This window comes from Blautia sp. HA3515 (assembly GCF_059933065.1).
Genome location: NZ_JAYFUY010000025.1, coordinates 1 through 16,698 on the forward strand (window position 1 = coordinate 1; position 16,698 = coordinate 16,698).

14 protein-coding genes and 6 pseudogenes are annotated in these 16,698 nt (G+C 45.7%); 3 read left to right on the top strand and 17 right to left on the bottom strand.

What is annotated here, in order from left to right:
• Window positions 1-19: 19 nt before the first annotated feature.
• From R1Y93_RS01160 to R1Y93_RS01235, 16 genes and pseudogenes are all read right to left on the bottom strand, one after another.
• Entirely contained in the window at window positions 20-595 is a 576-nt protein-coding gene (locus tag R1Y93_RS01160; protein WP_500821318.1) for a hypothetical protein, read from the bottom strand.
• 4 nt (window positions 596-599) lie between these two features.
• Window positions 600-911 (bottom strand): hypothetical protein, encoded by a 312-nt coding sequence (locus tag R1Y93_RS01165; protein WP_500821319.1) that lies wholly within the window; start codon window positions 909-911, stop codon window positions 600-602.
• 103 nt (window positions 912-1,014) lie between these two features.
• Window positions 1,015-1,470: an NUDIX hydrolase gene (locus R1Y93_RS01170; protein WP_500821320.1), complete on the bottom strand. Its 456-nt coding sequence runs from the start codon at window positions 1,468-1,470 to the stop codon at window positions 1,015-1,017.
• Window positions 1,471-1,550: 80 nt separating this feature from the next.
• The gene (locus R1Y93_RS01175; protein WP_500821321.1) at window positions 1,551-3,038 is read right to left on the bottom strand and encodes a peptidoglycan D,D-transpeptidase FtsI family protein; all 1,488 of its coding nucleotides are present in this window, start codon (window positions 3,036-3,038) and stop codon (window positions 1,551-1,553) included.
• Window positions 2,956-4,326 carry an FtsW/RodA/SpoVE family cell cycle protein gene (locus tag R1Y93_RS01180; protein WP_500821322.1) on the bottom strand — a complete coding sequence of 457 codons (1,371 nt, stop codon included), beginning with the start codon at window positions 4,324-4,326 and terminating at the stop codon, window positions 2,956-2,958. Before R1Y93_RS01180 ends, R1Y93_RS01175 begins: the two co-directional genes overlap by 83 nt.
• A gap of 6 nt (window positions 4,327-4,332) precedes the next feature.
• Window positions 4,333-6,534, bottom strand: coding sequence for a peptidase U32 family protein (locus R1Y93_RS01185; RefSeq protein WP_500821323.1), 2,202 nt, complete (start codon window positions 6,532-6,534; stop codon window positions 4,333-4,335).
• Between the two features lie 52 nt (window positions 6,535-6,586).
• Window positions 6,587-6,994: a cell division protein ZapA gene (locus tag R1Y93_RS01190; RefSeq protein WP_500821324.1), complete on the bottom strand. Its 408-nt coding sequence runs from the start codon at window positions 6,992-6,994 to the stop codon at window positions 6,587-6,589.
• Window positions 6,995-7,114: 120 nt separating this feature from the next.
• The gene (gene ruvB, locus R1Y93_RS01195) at window positions 7,115-8,119 is read right to left on the bottom strand and encodes a Holliday junction branch migration DNA helicase RuvB (protein ID WP_500821325.1); all 1,005 of its coding nucleotides are present in this window, start codon (window positions 8,117-8,119) and stop codon (window positions 7,115-7,117) included.
• Between the two features lie 24 nt (window positions 8,120-8,143).
• Window positions 8,144-8,761, bottom strand: a pseudogene (gene ruvA, locus R1Y93_RS01200) (Holliday junction branch migration protein RuvA).
• Window positions 8,762-8,924: 163 nt separating this feature from the next.
• Window positions 8,925-9,716 carry an RnfABCDGE type electron transport complex subunit B gene (locus R1Y93_RS01205; protein ID WP_173726594.1) on the bottom strand — a complete coding sequence of 264 codons (792 nt, stop codon included), beginning with the start codon at window positions 9,714-9,716 and terminating at the stop codon, window positions 8,925-8,927.
• Window positions 9,717-9,728: 12 nt separating this feature from the next.
• Complete coding sequence (rsxA, locus tag R1Y93_RS01210; RefSeq protein ID WP_500821326.1) at window positions 9,729-10,304, bottom strand: electron transport complex subunit RsxA; 576 nt, start codon at window positions 10,302-10,304, stop codon at window positions 9,729-9,731.
• A pseudogene (gene rsxE / locus R1Y93_RS01215) lies at window positions 10,301-11,023 on the bottom strand (electron transport complex subunit RsxE). Before rsxE ends, rsxA begins: the two are co-directional and overlap by 4 nt.
• Window positions 11,023-11,648 (bottom strand): annotated as a pseudogene (locus R1Y93_RS01220) (RnfABCDGE type electron transport complex subunit G). The pseudogenes rsxE and R1Y93_RS01220 overlap by 1 nt, the downstream one beginning before the upstream one ends.
• 3 nt (window positions 11,649-11,651) lie before the next feature.
• Window positions 11,652-12,623: pseudogene (locus R1Y93_RS01225) on the bottom strand (RnfABCDGE type electron transport complex subunit D); the annotation flags it as partial.
• A 14-nt stretch (window positions 12,624-12,637) separates the two neighbouring features.
• Window positions 12,638-13,951 (bottom strand): annotated as a pseudogene (rsxC, locus tag R1Y93_RS01230) (electron transport complex subunit RsxC).
• A 27-nt stretch (window positions 13,952-13,978) separates the two neighbouring features.
• Window positions 13,979-14,851, bottom strand: coding sequence for a putative ABC transporter permease (locus R1Y93_RS01235; protein WP_500821327.1), 873 nt, complete (start codon window positions 14,849-14,851; stop codon window positions 13,979-13,981).
• 120 nt (window positions 14,852-14,971) lie between these two features.
• Between R1Y93_RS01235 and R1Y93_RS01240 the strand changes: the two genes are divergently transcribed.
• The 3 genes from R1Y93_RS01240 to R1Y93_RS01250 are packed head-to-tail and all read left to right on the top strand — an operon-like array spanning window position 14,972 to window position 16,003.
• Window positions 14,972-15,349, top strand: a complete 378-nt coding sequence (locus R1Y93_RS01240) for a ribonuclease H-like domain-containing protein (protein ID WP_500821328.1) — start codon at window positions 14,972-14,974, stop codon at window positions 15,347-15,349.
• A 5-nt stretch (window positions 15,350-15,354) separates the two neighbouring features.
• Window positions 15,355-15,804, top strand: coding sequence for a ribonuclease H-like domain-containing protein (locus R1Y93_RS01245; RefSeq protein WP_500821330.1), 450 nt, complete (start codon window positions 15,355-15,357; stop codon window positions 15,802-15,804).
• Complete coding sequence (locus R1Y93_RS01250; RefSeq protein ID WP_500821329.1) at window positions 15,785-16,003, top strand: hypothetical protein; 219 nt, start codon at window positions 15,785-15,787, stop codon at window positions 16,001-16,003. The genes R1Y93_RS01245 and R1Y93_RS01250 overlap by 20 nt, the downstream gene beginning before the upstream one ends.
• Before the next feature lie 212 nt (window positions 16,004-16,215).
• Here the strand turns inward: R1Y93_RS01250 and R1Y93_RS01255 are convergent.
• A pseudogene (locus R1Y93_RS01255) lies at window positions 16,216-16,698 on the bottom strand (S1 RNA-binding domain-containing protein); the annotation flags it as partial.

The window sequence follows — 16,698 nt, forward strand, 5'->3', positions numbered from 1 at the left end:
AAATGTTTGCCTGATATTTTTAAGCTTTTTTAAAAAATGCCCTGATCCTTTGAAGCACTGTTTTTAGTTTTGCCCTGATCCTACGGAAAAATCCTTCTCTTTGTGAAGATTGAGATTTCTCAGGCTTTGGAGCAGATGATTCTTTGACCTTTCTGTTATCTGATGCTGTGTCTGTCTGTTCTGAGTCTGTCTGCATTGATACTGCCAGTTTTTCATCTGCCTGCATTAGCATGGCCGGCTTTTCATCTGCCTGCTTAGAAACAGGCTGCTTTGGAACGGTTACTGATTGTGCCTGGTCGGTTTCGGGCTTCTTTTTTCTTTTTTTCTTTTTACCAAACAGCGAGATACCGGCAAGCTTCAGACTGTGTTTTTCTTTTCCATTCTGATAACAGATCCGAAAGGATACCAGCCCTAAAAGCCAGCTGACCCTGGCTGTACACCTGGCATGTTCCCAGCCGCCCCGGTCTTTGCTGCCCCACATCCTATAACGTACTGGGCAGAACAGTATAAGAAGTATGACTGCCAAGGCAAGTCCGATCAACACACCTGCCAGAATCAGTATGAACTTTATGATCGCCCATAATATATGTAACATACACTCACCTGTTCTTAAAATAATCTTTTACCTGAAAATGGCCGGTTGTCTCATAAATCTCCTTTATGATCCCTGCTGCCATATCAATAGCCGCATCCTTGCCTTTCTCCATCCCTACGATCGTAGGGCAGATCCTGGCATATGACTTCTGCACCAGCAGAGAGGCAGGGATGATCTCCAGAAGATTGCCTGGATTCTCTGACAAAGTGATCAGGTATACACCTACTGTAAGGTGGCCTGCATCAATCTTCTTACGGGTCTTCTGGGGATGCTTGATCCCTGCTCCTATATAATAGTCTGTGATCCAATTTGGCATAAGCCTGTTACCCCTTTATCTGTAATCTGAGCATACCCATATTATCCATGATCTAAACAGGGACTGCTGCACGGATCTGGTCACGGATGCAGCAGTCCCTCCTTTAAAAATATTTGTGTCCTCTTGCCCACAGACCTGCACTTCGCATCTCCAGATACTCCTGGTATGCCTTTTCTACGATCTGCTTCTCATTGGAAAAACGCAGCAAATGGTAAATCTCATGAAACTTGTAATAGCCGGAATCCACGAAGAACTCTTCTCTTTGAGGCTTGCTATGATAATTATCAGCCGTCATAAGATACCAGTGTACTTCTTTGCTTACCATATCTTCCGGAACTGTAAAATTATACTGGCTTTTCCCGATATATTTTACAATGGAAGCCTTAACATCTGCTTCTTCTTTTACTTCCCGCAGAGCAGTCTGCTCATGGCTTTCTCCCAGCTCCACTGTTCCCTTTGGTAATACCCATCCCTCATAACGGTTTTTGTAGGATTTGTAAAGTGCCAGAATCTTACCTCGATGAATTACCACACCGCCACAGCTCGTTGCTTCTATCATATTGCAATCCCTCCTGTAATGCGTGTGTTTTACTGCTGTATAGTATACCTCTTTTTTAGAATACTGGCAACCATAAGTTATCAGGAAGCATAATATGCATCGAAAACCTGTCCTGCAATAGGCACTGCAGCTTCACTTCCTGCCCCGCCATTCTCTACGATCACTGCGATCACAAGTTCCGGATCATCTACATTCGTATAGCCAACAAACCAGGAATGGCTGTCACCCTGCTCATTAAACTCTGCAGACCCTGTTTTGCCGGCAACAGTATAGGACTTTCCACTCAACGCAGAAGCTGTACCTGAAGTCACTACCTGGCGCATCATCTTCCCAAGAAGATTGGCCTCATTGGAAGACATCAGCCTTTTGTAGGCACTGCTCTGTGTTCTTTTCACCAGATCACCGGAATCATTCTCGATCCGGTCGATCAGATAAGGCTTCATCAGCACACCATTATTAGCCACTGCAGCTGTGATCAGTGCCATATGCATAGGGGAAACCAGTGTTTCGCCCTGGCCAATGGCAGTCTGCATCACTGTAGAAGTGCCAGACTTTCCATCCAGGGTAAAGCTGCTCTTCCTGTAGGAATTAAGGGGAAGTGCCTTATTAAATAAAAGATCCTCGGCAGTATTCCTGATGGAAGAGCCTCCCAGGCCGATCCCTATATCTGCAAAAGCGCAATTACAGGAATTTGCAAATGCACTATAAAAATCCTCCTGGCCATGTACATGTCCATGATAGCACTGAATAGTATGATCCCCCACTGTAATACTTCCCTGGCACAGATAAGAATATCCTTCAAAGGTGCCTTTTGAGCGGAAATAATCAAGAGCAGTTACGATCTTGAAGGTTGACCCTGGAGGATAGGCTCCATTGGTAGCCCTGTTCAGAAGACTGCTGTCATTCTCGTCATTTACAAGTATATCCCAGTTCTGTGACAGTGTGTTAGGATCGAAATCCGGTCTGCTGACCTCTGCCAGGATCTTACCGGTAGAAGCCTCCATAACGACCACTGCCCCTCTCCTGTCACCAAGGGCATTGTAGGCAGTCTGTTGTAATCTGGAATCCAATGTGGAAACTACAGTATCTCCCATATTCTTCTGATTCAGGAACTGATTCTTCATCTGATCCAGGAAAAAGGCATGGGAACTTAAAAGCGAGAAATTGGCCTCGGACTCCAGCCCGCTCTTGCCATTGGTATCATATCCGATCACATGGGCAAACATATTAGAAAAAGGATAATACCGTTCTTCTGTGCCGTCTTCAGCCACATTGGTCTGTGCAAGTACCTGGCCGTCTGAGGACAGGATCTTTCCTCTTACCACACGGTCTGAAAAAGTGTCCTGTCTGGTATTGTACGGACTATTGATAAAATCATCACTTTTCACAGAATTAAAATAGATCAGATATGCGATCATACTGACAAAAACAGCCACAAAGAAGTAAGAAACAAAGGCATATTCCCGGTTTCTTTTCTTCTTTTTCTTAGTAATCGCCTTCTCTTTGCGCCTGTATTCTTTCTCTAGCTCTTTTTGCCGCTTCTTTTCGGAATCTCTCAATTTCTTCATCCTCGTCTTCTCTGTAAATATATATTCCCTGGATGATGGCGATCATAAGGAGGGTGCTCACTACAGAACTTCCTCCATAAGCCACCAAAGGCAGGGTAACTCCGGTCATAGGGATAAATTTGGTAACACCGCCAATGGTCAGGAATACCTGACAGGCATATTCCGTACCAAGTCCAAGTGCAATCAGCTTATAAAAAGGATTCTTGATCTGCAATGCAATATTCAGGATCATCAGGAAAAAGCTCATGCATACAAGAATCAGGCAGATTGCAAATATGCCGCCCAGTTCCTCACATATGGCGCTGAAAATAAAGTCATTCTTTACTACCGGGATCTTCTCAGGGGAACCCTGGCACAGCCCCATCCCAAACCAGCCGCCTGTCCCAATGGCAAACAAAGACTGAACAATCTGATATCCTTCATTCTTGTAAACAGCCATAGGATCCTTCCATGCGCTCACTCTCTGGCGCACATGGCCGAACAGGAAATAAGCAACCACTGCCGCCCCGCTTCCTCCTGCAACTCCGATCCCCAGAAGTGCCGGGCTTTTGGTAGCTACATAGATCATCACCAGATAGGCAGTAAAGAAGATCATTGCACTTCCAAGATCCTTGGACAGTACAAGGATCCCCACATGGAGGCCTGCGATCACAGTGGCCTGAATCACCTTTTTCAGGTTCACATCCCTCCATAAAAGAGCTGCCATGAAAAATACAAAAGAAAGCTTAATAGCCTCTGAAGGCTGGATCCCCATCAGGGATAGCTTGGCTCCGTAGCTGGTCTTTGCCAGAAGAAAAACAGCTGCCAGAAGCACAACACCAATCCCTGCATATACCCAGGTCAGATTCTTAAGAAATTTCATCTTGCGGATCATAACCGGTATCAGAAGAGATACCACACTGCCTGCCGCTACGATCAGCAGCTGCTTATTGGCAGACTTAATATCAAGCCGGCAAAGCATAACAAATCCAATACTTAACAGCATACACATATTATTCAGAAGAAGCAGCGACGCATTCTTGTAGATGATCCGGTACAGGATCTGGATCAGTGCAAAATAAACCATCATCTCCACATAAAACAGGATCACGCTGAAATCAAAGGTCTTCAGATAGATCACAAGAAATGCTGTAAAATCAATAAAGAAAATAAGCATCAGCTGCCTGGTAAGCATCTCCCGCCGCTCTTCCTGATCCTGTCTTCTTACCATATAAAAGCAATGAAAGGTATATACGATCATCAAAGTCAGGATCACATATTTTGACAGTTCAACAATAATATTAATCATAGGCCTTTACTGGGCTCCTCTTTTAAAATGTCCTTTTGTAAACTTCCGGTCCGGCACATCCTGTCCATCCCTGTAAGCAGCTGTAAAATCCTTCAGAATATGGACAGCTTCACCAGGAGACTCCATGGTAAAGGAAAGCCGCACGGAATCTATACCCAGATTCTTTACCTGCCTGCTTTCTTTCAGAAGTCCAAAAGGAAGTGTATTGTAAATGATATTATAACAGGGCAGAATTTTTTCTGTATTTCCTGTTTTCCAGGGATCGCATTCACATACAACAGGAAACAGATTCTCATATCGATCCTTCAGATATACATCTGCCCTGTCTTTCTTTATTTGCTGCTGTGTGCAGGCAGTTTTCTTGCAGCTATATACATTCCTGCGGACACACTGTGCAGAATACATCAGCGGCAGATAGCCATAAACCAGCATTTCACTGCCTTGATTATCCCTGTGTCCCAATTCTCCCTGATTTAATTCCAAAGGCACCGTATTGCCAAGTACCTTCTGCGCTCTCCAGAAATCCACAGCCTGATTGTTCCAGGTATAAAGAGTATGATCGATCCTGCACTTTTCTCCATATCCCATTTCGGAAAGCATGGCATAGGTTTCCAGATTACGTACCAGGAATCCTTTCATCCCCTTTGCAAGCCAGACTGGTATCTTCTCCTGCACTATATCCGGCATCTGCCCTCTGGTAATATAAGGCAGGGCAAGATACATGGAAATCCCTGCTCTGACTCCCTTATCAAGGAAAAACTCCATCAGATCAAAAGGCAGGTACATGCCCTGAAAACCGCCAGTCTCCAAAAGCGCCTGTGCAGTATCCCTGTCTTTACAGGATACACTGATCCCCGGAGCGTGTAGTATGTTCTTCTGGCTGTCTGCCAAAGCAGAGGGAAGCTTCCCTGTAAGGCTGCGACGGTATGGCTTAAGCAATTCTTCCTGAAGCTTGGTAAGTGCATCCCTGCGAATCTGGTTCAACGCACCCATAGGCACAAAAATACTGTCCTCCATCTGGATCTGAAGATCTCCCCAGACAAACGGTGTATTTCCCAGCTTCTCCATCTGCTGCCGGATCCGCTCCTGTGCCATAGGATTATTTCTCGCATACTGAACCTCTCCGCCTGAGACTGTTACCTTCTTACCCTGGCAGGTTATTTCCAGTATAACAGGACTTCCGGGAAAAAGTATTAAATTCCCATAAATTTTTTCTTTTCTTTTTCTTAGATTCAGGGAAACCTCCCCTGTTTTCTTCTCATTGGAAAAGGCCATCATGGAAGGTCCGCCCTGCATTTTATAATAGCCTGTACAAGATCCGCCCCTATTAAACAGATCCAGCAGATATTTCCTGTCTTTTTCTTCCACATGATAGGATTCTTTTCCATTCTTTTCCAGAAGATCCAGATATTTCCTGTATACAGCCGTCACTCCTGCTGTATACTCCGGCTGTTTCATCCTTCCTTCGATCTTAAGAGAAGTTACTCCGGCATCCAGGATCTCCGGTAATATCTCAATGGTACAGATATCCTTCAGGCTTAACGGGCACATCTGGCCTTTCCCTTTAAAATTCTTTCTTCCGTCCAGGGATGTATCATAAGGCAGTCGGCAGGGCTGTGCACATCTGCCTCTGTTACCGCTTCTGCCGCCAAGGATACTGCTCATCAGGCACTGGCCGGAATAGCTGTAGCACAAAGCCCCATGTACAAAGGCTTCGATCTCCAGGCTGCTTTCCTGATGCATGCTTTCCAGTTCTTTAAGGGTCAGCTCCCTGGCTGCCACCACTCTGGATGCTCCCTGCTGTTCCAGAAATTTCATCCCCTTAGGTCCTGTTACTGCCATCTGAGTGCTGGCATGGAGATGAAGCAGAGGAAAAGCTTCTTTTAATGCTGCAAAAACCCCAAAATCCTGTATGATCACTCCATCCAGCCCAGCCTGGTAAAAAGGCCGAAGATATGGGATCAATTCCTCATAAAGTTCTTTATTCTTTAAAAGGGTATTCACTGTAAGATACAGCTTTTTCCCATAAATATGTGCTGTATCAATTGCCTGAAGCAGTTCTTCATCTGAAAAATTTCTGGCATAGGCTCTGGCTCCAAACCTGGTGCCTCCTACATATACTGCATCTGCTCCTGCGCCCAAAGCCGCTTCAAAGCCCTGATACGAGCCTGCCGGTGCCAGCAGTTCTATCTTTCTGTCCTGACCCAATATGCTCCCTCCTATAAAAAAGAGGATTACCTGTAAGCAATCCCCCTCGTTCTTATTTCAGCATTTCATCCAGTTCTTTTTCCAGTTCCTTTACCTTGCCTTCCAGACGGTTCTTCTGGTCAATCGCATCCTGCTCTGTCTTTCTGGCTTCCTCCATCTGCATCTTCAGCGAGACCAGTTCATGCTTCAGATCATACATCTCCTGATCCTTCTGCTGCAGATCCTGTTCATAAGTCTCTACCTGCTTTCTTGCCTTAAAATAATCGTCAGTGATATTCAGGCTGAGAAGGGTATGCTTCGTCTCCATGGGCTGTCTGCTATAACCTGGCATCTCGCTAAGCTCTGACAGCTTTCTGTTCATATAATTCGCAACCTGCTGAAAATACTCAGAAGATTCGTAACCTCCCAATGTAATGATTTTCCCGCCGATAATTACCTGCGCCGTATTCTTGACCGCCATCCGTACAAGCCTCCTGCTTTTCTTCTATCTGTAATCATTTAACCAATATAAATGGAATAATTTCTCTTTTTGGCACTTCTGCCGTTCTATTATAATCGAAATAAGTAAAAATGTATAGCATTATTTTTCGGATGGTATGGGATACCCCAGATGTTCATAAGCTCTGGCAGTTGCAATACGCCCTCTCGGGGTCCTTCCAAGAAATCCATTCTGCAGAAGATAGGGCTCATATACATCCTCCAGTGTACCTGCATCTTCTCCAATGGCTGCTGCCAATGTTTCCAGACCCACAGGGCCTCCCTGGAAATTCTGGATCATAGTCTGAAGGATCCGCCTGTCCAGCTTATCCAGCCCATAGGAATCCACTTCTAACAAGTCCAGGGCAAAATTCGCCACTTCCAGTGTGATCCTTCCATCATATTTTACCTGGGCAAAATCCCTGACCCTTTTCAGAAGGCGGTTGGCAAGACGGGGAGTACCTCTGGAGCGCTTGGCAATCTCAGCTGCTCCCTTTGGATCAATTTCTACTCCCAGTACCTGTGCAGAACGGATCACAATCGTGGTCAGCTCCTGCTGGCTGTAAAACTCCAGATGATGTACCACCCCAAAACGGTCCCGCAAAGGTGCCGATAAAAGGCCTGCCCTTGTGGTGGCTCCTACCAGAGTAAACCTGGGGAGATCCAGGCGGATGGATCTGGCTGACGCCCCCTTGCCGATCATAATATCAATGGCAAAGTCCTCCATGGCAGGATAAAGGACCTCCTCCACCTGCCGGTTCAGCCTGTGGATCTCATCTACAAACAACACATCCCCTTCCTGAAGATTATTCAGGATAGCTGCCATCTCACCTGGTTTCTCAATCGCCGGCCCTGATGTTACCTTCAGGTGGGTGCCCATTTCATTGGCAATAATACCGGAAAGTGTAGTCTTTCCAAGTCCCGGAGGACCATAAAACAATACGTGATCCAGGGCATCATGTCTTTGCTTGGCTGCTTCTATGTATATCCGCAGGGTATTTTTTGTTTTTTCCTGTCCAATATACTCATCCAGCGTCCTTGGACGAAGACTGCCCTCCAGCGTATAGTCTTCTTCTGTTACATCTGTGGTAATGATCCTGTTCTCCATTTCTTATATTCCCCTTATCTGACGTCAGAAATTCTTAAGAGCTGCTTTCAGAATCTCTTCCACATTCTCCATATCCACCCCTGCAACAGATCGTACTGCTGCATAAGCCTCTGTACTGCTGTAGCCCAGGGCTGTCAATGCCTCTACCGCTTCTCTTTTGGCATCCGTCATGCCATCTGGGGATACCGCCATCCCTGCGGTCTCATGGGACAGCTTCTGTTCAAAGGCTTCTTCAAGGCTTAATTTATCACGAAGTTCCAAAGGGATCAGCTTCTCGGGCAAGTCTTTTTCCCGATGCCGGGTGCCTTGGGCAAACAGTCTTGGCGGCATACTGCCAGAATGGCGAATCTTAATTCATCTGCAGACAGGCCGGACAGAACTCCCAAAGCCCCCTTGGGGCCAATGCCATTCACCCCAAGCAAAAGCCTGAACATGGAAAGATCATCTTTCTGAAGAAATCCAAAAAGAACCATAGCATCTTCCCTCACCTGGAAATAAGTATGTATCTTATATTCTTCTCCCATATGGGATCCTGGAAAGGTCATTCCCTGTCATAAAGATCTCATAGCCAATGCCATGATTCTCAAGGATCACAGATGTTTCTGTCATATCTGCTGCTTTTCCCTTAATAAATGAAATCATGAAGTGCTCCTTAAATCCGTAAATTTGTTTTATCATACCACAGGTCAGGAAAAAGTGCAAACATCCATTCGATAAAAGAGGTGGGAGTCTTCTCGACTGCAGATAAAAAGCCGCCCCGCAGCTTAGCAGGACGGTCTTTCATGTTACAGCTATTTTGTTAGGATTACCGGATGATCCCTCTCGGACAGACTTCTTTACATTGACCGCATCCCGTACATTTGTCAGGATCGATCTGTGCGCAGAAATCTGTTACAGTGATGGCTCCATTCGGACAGGTCTTCTCGCATTTCTTACAGCCAATACAGCCTACATCACAAGCAGATGTTACTGCTTTGCCCTTTGCATGGGAACTGCATCCCACAAAGATCTGCTGTTCGTATGGAATCAGCTGGATCAGATGTCTTGGACACTTTGCCACACACTTCCCACAGGCTTTACAGGCTTCCCGGTCCACCACAGCCACACCATCGATCACATGGATAGCATCAAAAGGACAGACCTTTACGCAGCTTCCAAAACCAAGACAGCCATAAGTACACATCTTAGCACCGCCATTTGGCACAAAAGCCATCATCTCGCAGTCTTCCACGCCTGTATACTGATAATAATCCTTTGTTTTATCACAGGTACCTTTGCACTTTACATATGCAGTCTGGCGGATGCTTTCTCCTGCTTCCTGTCCCATAATACCGGCAATGATCTTGCCTACCGGTTCGCCGCCTACCGGACAGCGGTTCACTGGCGCCTCTCCCTTTGCAATGGCAGCTGCAAGACCGTCACAGCCTGGATATCCGCATCCACCACAGTTATTCCCAGGAAGGGCCTCCCGGATCGCAACTTCTTTTTCATCTACTTCCACAGCAAACTTCTTCCCTGCAGCCCCAAGGAAAATACCAATAAAAAGGCCAACAAGGGCAACGAGTACAGTTGCTGTTACAATCGCCCCAATATTCATCTTACACCCTCCTTAAATCAGTCCGGAAAATCCAAAGAATGCAATGGCCATAAGACCGGCTGTGATCAGCACGATAGGAAAGCCCTGGAATGACTTTGGAATGTTGTTGTATGCAATTTTCTCACGGATGCCAGCCATAAGTACAATGGAAATCGTAAATCCCACTGCAGTGGCAAATCCGTTTACAGTTCCCTGAAGGATCCCGTAATCCTTCTGTACATTGATCAGAGCCACACCAAGAACTGCACAGTTGGTCGTGATCAGAGGAAGATACACACCCAGTGCCTTATAAAGGGCCGGCATGTTTTTTTTCAGAAACATCTCCACAAACTGTACCAGCGCCGCAATGATCAGGATAAACACGATGGTCTGCAGATAGGTCAGGTCCAGGGGTACAAGAATGAACTTGTAGATCAGACTTGTAACAAAGGAAGACAAGGTGATAACGAAAATAACAGCGCCGCCCATTCCTGCAGCTGTGTTGGTAGTCTTGGACACACCAAGGAATGCACAAAGTCCAAGAAACTGGCTAAGTACCACATTATTAACAAGAGCTGCACTTACAATGATCAAAAGCATTTCTTTCATGATTCTTTGCCTCCCTTCCCACTGCACATAGTATTGCCGCAGGCAGCACATCCGCCACCGCATCCGGAACCGGAATTACTTGGAATCGATTCCCCGCTTTGCAGCACCGATCTTAAATTTATTCTGGATTGCCGAAAGGGCTGCAAGTACAAAAAATGCCCCTGGTGCAAGAACAAAGATGGTAATCGGCTGATAGCCGCCTTTGCCTGCCGCATCTGCCAGCGGGATGATCTGATGTCCGAAAAAGAGCGCCTGCACCGATCAGCTCCCTCACTGCGCCGATGCAGGTAATACTTACTGTAAAACCAAGTCCCATACCAATACCGTCAAACAGGGATGCAACCGGCGGGTTTTCTTAATGCATAAGCCTCTGCCCTTCCAAGGATGATACAGTTTACCACGATCAGCGGAATGTAAATACCAAGGGAAGAATAAAGGGATGGTATAAATCCCTGGAGAAGCATCTGTACAATCGTAACAAAAGAAGCAACTACAACAATATATGCAGGCATCCTGACTCTGTCTGGAATAAAATTACGCAGAAGGGAGATCATCAGATTGGAGGCTGCCAGAATCACTGTGGTAAGCCCCATACCAATACCATTCACAGCGGAGGTGGTGATTGCCAGTGTTGGACACATGCCCAGCAGCAGCACAAATGTAGGGTTTTCTTTTATGATTCCGTTATAAAGCCGTTCTGAAGGCGAATTCTGTTTCATCACTGATTGTCCCCCTCTCCTGCCAGCTGCATCTCATAACGATAAGCACACAGTCCGGCATTTACACCGTTTGTCATGGCATTTGTAGTAATCGTAGCGCCGCTTAATGCATCGATCTGATCAGCCCCGATGCTCCGGTCTTGGTATATGTGATCTTCTCTGTCTTTCTGTCCTTGAACTGGTCTTTAAAGTCGTCCGTATCTGCACGCATACCCATGCCGGCAGTCTCGCTGATGGAAAGGAACGAAATACCTGTCATAGTACCATCTTCCTTTACTCCCATAGCAAATTTAATATCCCCGCCATATCCTTCAGATGTGGTAATGGTAAACGCATAACCAAAGGCATTGCCTGAATCATCCTTTGCAAGCATTACTTCGTTGATGCTTTCACCTGGATATCCCTGATCATCCAGATAAGCTTCCAGATCCGGATCCTCTGTATCAGTAAGAGTTTCAAAAGAAGCTGCATCTGCAAAAACAGCTTTATAGGCCTCTGACTTTTCTTTGGCTTCCTGCTTTGCGATAGGATCCGCAGTAATATCATGTACCAGTCCCAGAAGAAGGCCTGAGATCAGTGTGATCACAGTCAGGGCAATGGCATCTTTTACGATTCTGTTACTCATGTTTTTTCCTCCTTTTCCAAAGGCGGTAGGACAGGTAAAACGTTCAATCTGCGGCACAAGAAGATTGCAGAAAATGATCGCATAGGAAACACCCTCTGCAGAAGCGCCAAACAGACGGAACACACCGGGACAACGATACCCAGACAGATACCGTATACATACTGCCCCTTTTGCGTGATCGGTGATGTTACATAATCGGTTGCCATGAACCATGCCCCCAGCATCAGACCGCCGGAAAACAGTTCACTAAGCAGATAATTCATATCAAAGCCCTTTCCTGAAAAGCACAGGTACAGGACTACAAAAACAGAAAATGTACCCAGATATGTAAGTGGGATCTTCAGATCAATCACTTTAGAAGGTAAGAAGGATCACTGCGCCCAGAAGGATCGCCAGTGCAGAGGTCTCGCCAATGGTTCCCTGGATATTTCCCACAAAAAGATTCCTGATAGGAACAGACCCTGAAACAAACCCATGATCCTTTAATGCTGCCAGTGGTGTAGCACCTGTCACAGTATCTACCACTCCCTTAAAACTGTCTGAAACAGAAAAGTCTGTCATCCTTGCAGAAAAAGAAATCAGCAGGAAACATCTGGCAGCCAGGGCAGGATTCATAAAATTCTGTCCCAATCCTCCAAACAGCTGCTTTACAACAATAATTGCAAAAATACTTCCAAGCACCGGTATCCATAAAGGAATGGAAACCGGCATATTCATGCCAAGCAAAAGTCCTGTAACAGCTGCACTCCAGTCCTTTACTGTGTTAGGCTTATGCATAAAATGATCGTAAACCCACTCTGAACAGACTGCTGACAAAACAGACACACACAGCACAAGGAGAGCCCTGAGGCCAAAATTCCATACACCTACTGCTGCTGCCGGAAGCAGTGCCACAAATACCATCTGCATTATTTTTGCTGTTGTCATCCTGTCTCTTACATGAGGATTGGATGACACATGTAACATTTCTCCCAGTAACGATGCCCCCTCTACTTCTTTCTACGGTTTGCAAGAACAATCTTACGCATGGACTTAATGCTCTGGGTCAGCGGACGCTTTGCCGGACAAATATAACTGCAGCAGCCACATTCACGGCACTGCATACCATCCATCTTCTGGAAGCCTTCCAGATCTCCATGTTCTGCCAGTGTTGCCAGTCTTGAAGGCATTACATGCCCGGGACAGACTTTTACGCATCGTCCGCAGTTAATACATGCAGTAGCTTCTGATTCGGAAGCAGGATCCTCTGCCATACAAAGAAGTGCGGAGCTTGTCTTTGTACAGGGTACATGCAGGTCAAACATGGCAAATCCCATCATAGGACCACCACTGATCACTTTTTTAACATTGTCTTTTAAACCGCCGGCTGCCTGCACCAGTTCCTCCACATTAGTACCGGTAAGCACTTCATAATGTGCAGGATGGCTGATACCGTCACCGGTAATGGTAATGATCCTGCTCATAACCGGGCGTCCCAGCAGTACAGCATTAGAGATGGCCACCATGGTCTCTACGTTATCAACCACACATCCCACATCTGCCGGGAGCATGGAAGAATTGATCTCTTCCGGTCACTGCAGCATCAGGGTACGCTACTGCCCTGAGGATATTTGGTCATCATCTCTTTTACTTCTATCCTGGGAATATCCTGCACCAGCTCCTTCATCTTCCGGATACAGTCCGGCTTATTATCCTCAGTACAGATGCAGCCCTTGGCATGCTGAAAAAGGGTAAGCACGATCCTCAGCCCGTCTATCACCTTCTGCGGCTCATCCATCATCCTGCGGTAATCACTGGTAATGTAAGGCTCACATTCTGCCCCGTTCACCAGGATATATTCGATCTTATCCGGATCTTTTGGAGACAGCTTGACCTGGGTAGGAAAGCCTGCGCCGCCCATTCCCACAACGCCGCCTTCACGGATCCTGTCCAGGATCTCTTCTCTGGACAGGTCTTCCAGTCTGGCTGGCACAAATTCTGCTTCTTTGTATTCTCCGTCATTCTCAATGATAATGGAACTGACCATAGAACCAGTCGAGGTCAGTCGTGGCTCAATTCCCTTTACAGTACCGGATACTGATGCATGCACAGGGGCAGATACAAAACCAGCCTGCTTCAGCAATGGCCTGGCCTGCCAGCACATGATCTCCCTTAGTTACCAGCGGCTTGGCCGGTGCACCGATATGCTGGGAAACCGGGTATACCAGTTCTCCTTTAGGCAGATACTTTTCTGTAGGACATTCTTTTGACATGTCTTTTCCGTCAAAAGGATGCACGCCGCCTTTAAAGGTTAAAAATCCCATACTCTTTATTGCCTCCTCCAGTTTATTTTATTTAGCTTCGTGTTCCTGCCGTTCTTTTCTGTGCAGCTTGTAACCTCTGTTCAGATTCGGATATGACTTCACGAAACGCTTTATATTATGACCAAATTTACCGGCCATACTTTCTTTGTATTTCCGAAGCTCTTTGTTGATGTCAGCCATGATGGCAGCCCTTTTCTTCTCAAGCTCCACAAGTACTGCCGGATAATCCGGCTTTAAGGATATTTTCTCTTTCAGGGTCTGCCTTGTAACCCCCATAGACTCTTCCAGGGCATCCATCTTCTGTCTGCCTTTCAGCAAAAGCTCTCCCTGCATCTGCTCCAGAGCCTGCTCCCATGCCGGAATACGATCCCGCAAATGGAAGGCTGCTGCTGCAGAAAAGCAAAAGTCCACTGCGTATACAACTACGATCACATAAATCACAATCTCTCCCACCCTCTGAGGGTAAAGAGCAACGATCTTCTCTACTGCCGGATGAAGGATCTTAAATAACCCTACTGTAAAAAATCCCCACCCAACGGAAGCACCCAGGCAGATCCGTCCCTGGAAATTAAACTTCTTATCGCTATAATCCCACCAGGAAGTATGAAAAATGTTCTCCATCAGCACAGCAGTTACATACTCCAGGGCAGTGGCCACGATAACGCCTCCAAAGTACAGGATCAGCAGATTCTCCTGAAACGGATACAGCACCAGATAAACAGCCAGGGCACCACATCCGTAAATCGTACAGAAAGGGCCATTAATGAAACCACGGTTCACCCATTCCCCTTCCTTTGCAGACACATAGCAGGTTTCCCAAAGCCAGCCAAAAAAGCTGTATATAAAAAACCAGCTGACAAGATGATACATGTCTATGCCTCTAATTGTTAAACTCCACATACGCTCCCCTTTCACAACTTTATCTTTTATTACTATAACTCATTTTATGAAAAAATTCACTACCATTTTCAAAAAAATTTGTATATAATAAATAAAAATACATGAAAAGGAACGAGATCGATGATTGTTAAAAAAATGCCGATTTTACAAGGGTTTCCAGACTTTGAGTGTGTCAGAAAATTGTCAATTCCAACCGGTCAAGTCTCTGATTTCAACCCTGTTTTTTATGATATCGAAACCACCGGACTATCACGAAATTCCACTTTTTTATATTTGATCGGAGCTGTCTATTATACCGGTGAAACCTGGCAGATGTGTCAGTGGATGGGCGAATCCCCACAGCAGGAAGAAGAAATTCTCACTGCTTTTTCATCCTTCCTTAAGCCTTTTACCTGCTCCATCCAGTATAATGGAGATCAGTTTGACCAGCCTTATCTTAAAGCACGGCTGGCAGCCCCATCAGATGGAAGATCCTTTTGCAGGGCTTTCTTCTGTTGATCTATGTGTATGAGGAATTAAAGCCTGTGAAAGCCCTTCTGAAGCTTCCTGGCATGAAGCAGGAGCAAATGGAAAGCTTCCTTGGTATCTCAGCCAGACAGTACTGTAACGGAGGAGAATGTATCCATTTGTACAAGGATTACATCAAAAGTCAGGATCCGGCGCTTCTTTCCTCTTTGCTTGGACACAACCAGGAAGATCTTCTGGGACTTGGCCGTGTCTATGAAATGATGGCCTATCTCTGTCTTCTTGATGGCAGATACGCATGCACGGATCTTACCTGTACATCGGACAATCTTATCCTTTCGCTGGAGCTTCCTTATTCTCTTCCTGTATCCTTTTCCAACAAAATCCAGGATTTTTATATAACAGGAGAAGGAAAAAAAAGTTCGTATTCTGATAAATACTTATCAGGGCAAAGCCAGACAATATTATATGAATTACAAGGAATATGATTACATACCAGGAGAAGATCTTACCATAATGCCCAAAAGCCTGACCCGCTTTATGGACAAAAGCCTGCGAAAGCCAGCCACCAAAAACAACTGTTATACCTGGTTTGACTGCACCGGAGCTTTCCTGACAGATCCGGCCCACATGCAGAAAAAATATCTGGAGCACACTCTGCCCTGGATCATCAAAACCATTCATTAAGACAGAATAACCCAGACAAAGTCTCTTTGATCATGCAAGAAACCATACAAAAACCGCAGTCAAACCAGATGAACACTCAACTGATTTAACTGCGGTTAATTATTTCTTTGTATTAATTTCTTTGTATTAATCTCCTTGTATAAACAAAGCATCAGTGCCAAATGATCGATACTGTTTACTTCGTCCCAAGCAGCTTGCCTGCAGCAGATAAATTATTCTTCTACTGGCTCTTCCTCCTCTGCAGGAGCAGCGCTCTCAAGTGCTTTCATGCTAAGGCTGATCTTCTTGTCCTCGCCATTAAAATCAACAACCTTTGCTGTGATCTCCTGACCGATGGATAATACATCAGATGGCTTTGCAACATGCTCACGGGAAATCTGTGATACATGAAGAAGAGCGTCAACGCCAGGTGCAAGCTCAACGAATGCACCAAAGTCTGTCATACGTGCAACCTTGCCAGTCACTACATTACCTACTGCAAATTTCTCATCTGCTGTAAGCCATGGATTCTCTTCAGGGAACTTCAGAGAAAGGGCAATCTTGTCACCATTGATATCTTTGATCAGAACAGTCAGCTTCTCTCTCCAACTGTGAATACTTTCTTAGGATTCTCAACTCTGCCCCGAGGACATCTCAGAGATGTGAAGAAGTCCGTCAGCTCCGCCAAGATCAATGAATGCACCGAAATCTGTAAG